Below are 3,192 nucleotides of genomic sequence, written 5' to 3'. Positions count from 1 at the left end.
CCACCTCCCCCCGCGCCCCTCGCCGCCTCGGCGCCGCCGCCGTGCTCGCCGTCGCCGCCCTCGGCCTGACGGCCTGCGCCGGAGACGACGCCGGCTCCGCCCCGAGCGCGTCGGACGCCTCGAGCGTCGCGCCGGCCACGGACGCCGCCCCGGCCTCGGATGCCTCGCCGGCCGCGTCCACCGCGGACGGCCAGGCCGCCGGCCTCACGATCACCGACCCCTGGACGAAGGCCACCGAGGAGGGCATGACCGGCTCCTTCGGCATGCTCGAGAACTCCTCGGACCAGGACCTGCACATCGTCGGCGTCCGCTCGGAGCTGGGCGAGACGGTCGAGCTCCACGAGATGGTCTCCGGCGAGGACGGCCAGATGGTGATGCAGGAGAGCCCCGACGGCTTCACCGTGCCCGCGGGCGGGAGCCTCGAGCTCGCCCCGGGCGGCAACCACGTGATGTTCATGGGCCTGACCGACCCGATCGAGCCGGGTGAGGACGTGACCTACGACCTCGAGCTGGAGGACGGCTCCACCCTCGAGGTCACCTCCGTGGTCCGGCCCTTCACCGGCGCCAACGAGTCGTACCACGGCGGCGAGTCCCACGAATCGGAGGACCATGCCGACCACTGACCCCGCCGTCCGGCCGGACGACCACCACGGGTCGGGCGGGCGCGAGGGCGCCCGCCCGGCCCCGGGGGGCCCCTCCCGCCGCGGCCTGCTCCTCGGGGCGGGCGCGGTGGGCGGCGGCCTGCTGGGCACGGCGCTCGGCTACGGCGCCGGCCACGCGTCGGCCTCGACCGCCCCGGGCGCGTCCGCCGCGCCCGGGGCGGGGGCCTCACCCTCCGAGGTCATGGGCGACACCGGCATCGAGGGCGACGTCGGCCGGGCCGGCTGGGCCGAGCCCGGCGGCCAGGCCGCCCGGGTGGCCGTCAGCTCGCCCGTGGGCACGGACACCGTGCCGTTCCACGGGCCGCGCCAGGCCGGCGTCGACACCCCCGCCCAGGCCCACGCCGTCTTCCTCGCCCTCGACCTGCGCGAGGACGCGGACCGGGTGCGCATCGAGCGGATGCTGCGCCTGCTCACCGACGACGCGGCGCGTCTGACCCAGGGCCGCGCCACGATCGCCGACACCGAGCCGGAGCTCGCCGCCGCCCCCGCGCGGCTCACCGTGACGTTCGGCTTCGGCCCGGAGCTCGTCCGCCGCGTGGCCCCGGACCGGGCCCCGGCCTGGCTGCGCCCGCTGCCGGCGTTCGAGCAGATCGACCGCCTGGACCCCGCGTTCAGCGACGGCGACCTGCTGCTGCAGATCTGCGGCGACGACCGGATGTCCGTGGCCCACACCCGGCGCATGCTCCTCAAGGCGGCCCGGCCGTTCGCCACCGAGCGCTGGGTGCAGGAGGGCTTCCGCTCCGCCCGCGGCGCCCACCCCACCGGCACCACGATGCGCAACCTCTTCGGGCAGGTGGACGGCACCGGCAACCCGGCGGCGGACACCCCGCACCTCGACCGCGTGGTGTGGGGCGTGGGCGCCGAGCAGGTGGGCGTCACCCCGTGGATCCCGGACGGCACGTCCGTGGTGATCCGGCGCATCGAGATGCTCATGGACACGTGGGACGAGCTCGACCGCCCGGCCAAGGAGAAGGTCATCGGCCGTCGCCTCGGCACCGGCGCCCCCCTCACGGGGGAGCAGGAGCACGACGAGCCGGACTTCGACGCCGTCGGCCCCACGGGCTTCCCGGTCATCTCGGACATCGCGCACCTGCGGCGGGCCCGCGGGGAGGAGCCCGAGTACGGGATGCTGCGTCGCGGCTACAACTACGACGACCCGCGCGGGGCGCTGGAGGCGGGCTCCGGCCTGATCTTCGCCGCCTACCAGGCGGACGTGGACCGACAGTTCGTCCCCGTCCAGGCCCGGCTCGCGGAGTCGGACCACCTGAACCTGTGGACCGTGCCCGTCGGCTCGGCGGTCTTCGCGATCCCGCCCGGCTGCGCCGAGGGCGGGTTCGTGGGCGACGCCCTGTTCGCCTGACCCAGGGGCCCGACGACGGCGGGGCCGCTCCCGTCGTCGCCGGGCGTCCGCATGCTTTGAGAGGATGGACCCCATGTCCGCCGCCACCGCCCCCGCCCGGGGCAGCCACCCCACCGAGAACGACGACGCCGCCCGCCCCGGTCCGTCGGGGCCGGTCGGAGTGCCCCGGTGGATCTGGGTGCTCGTGGCCGCCGCGGGAGCCGCCGGCCTCGCCGCCGCCGGCTGGCTGACCGGCGTCACCGCCGCGCGCCAGCTCTCCGACCCGGGGTGGATCACCCGCTGGGGCGTGCCCGTGGGGGAGCTCGTCTCCAACCTGGCGATGTCCCTGACCATCGCCGCGCTGATCTTCGCGGCCGGGGTCCTGCCGCCCCACGCGGCGGGCACGGAACGGTGGCACCGCTCCGCCCGGCAGCGGCGCGAGGATGCGGACGCCGCACCGCTGCCCGAGCACCCCGCGTTCACCCGCGTGATGCGGATCGCCGCCGTCAGCGCCGGCGTGTGGACAGTGGCCGCGCTGGCCGTCGGCGTGCTGTCCTACTCGGATCTCGCCGGCATCCCCGTCACGGCGGGGCAGGGCTTCACGGACGGCCTGGCGGCCTACGTGGTCGGCATCTCGGTGGGCCAGGCGTGGTTCTGGGTCACCGTGATCGCCGCCGTCGTGACCACGTTGGCGATCGCCGTCCGCTCCCACAACGGCCTGTTCTGGACCGGCATCCTGGCGATGCTCGCCCTCGTGCCCCTGGCCCTGATCGGGCACGCGGCGGGCGGTGACGACCACAACGGCGCCGTGAACTCGATCGGCCTGCACCTGCTCGGCGTCGTCGTGTGGGTGGGCGGGCTGCTCGTGCTCGTCGCGATCTCGGACACCCTCGTGGGGCCCAACGGGGCGCAGGGGCGGGGCCGCAGCCTGCGCCGGCAGGGCCCGGCGCCCCTGCTGCACACGGTCCTGACCCGGTACTCCGTGCTCGCCGGGCTGGGCCTGGTGACGGTGGCGCTGTCCGGCGTGGTCAACGCGTCGATCCGCATGGACGATCCGGCCCAGCTGCTGAGCCCCTACGGCATCCTCGTGTCGGCCAAGTTCCTGGCGGCCCTGGGCCTCGGCCTGATCGGCCTGCTGCACCGCCGGTGGGTCATCCCCCGCCTCGACGCCGGCCCGGACCGTCCCAGCCC

Annotated in this window: 3 protein-coding genes; all 3 read left to right on the top strand. The window is 76.2% G+C overall.

Features of this window, described 5'->3' with window-relative positions; genetic code table 11:
- Window positions 1–623 (top strand): copper chaperone PCu(A)C (locus J1M40_RS01375; RefSeq protein WP_241251961.1); only part of this gene is annotated, 623 nt, incomplete at its 5' end.
- Window positions 610–2,022, top strand: coding sequence for a Dyp-type peroxidase (locus J1M40_RS01370; protein WP_061873115.1), 1,413 nt, complete (start codon window positions 610–612; stop codon window positions 2,020–2,022). The genes J1M40_RS01375 and J1M40_RS01370, both read left to right, overlap by 14 nt.
- Before the next feature lie 73 nt (window positions 2,023–2,095).
- A partial coding sequence (locus J1M40_RS01365; protein WP_206450387.1) for a copper resistance D family protein occupies window positions 2,096–3,192 on the top strand: 1,097 nt, incomplete at its 3' end.

Origin of the sequence: Micrococcus sp. KRD026, from assembly GCF_017168445.1 — a bacterium.
GTDB classification, from domain to species: Bacteria; Actinomycetota; Actinomycetes; order Actinomycetales; family Micrococcaceae; genus Micrococcus; species Micrococcus luteus.
The sequence above is the reverse complement of the archived record's forward strand: the minus strand, read 5'-3'. Positions and strand labels throughout refer to the sequence as shown.

Excerpts from the sequence above, each read along its gene's own strand:
- J1M40_RS01370 (WP_061873115.1), top strand. The coding sequence starts at position 610 with ATGCCGACCACTGACCCCGCCGTCCGGCCGGACGACCACCACGGGTCG.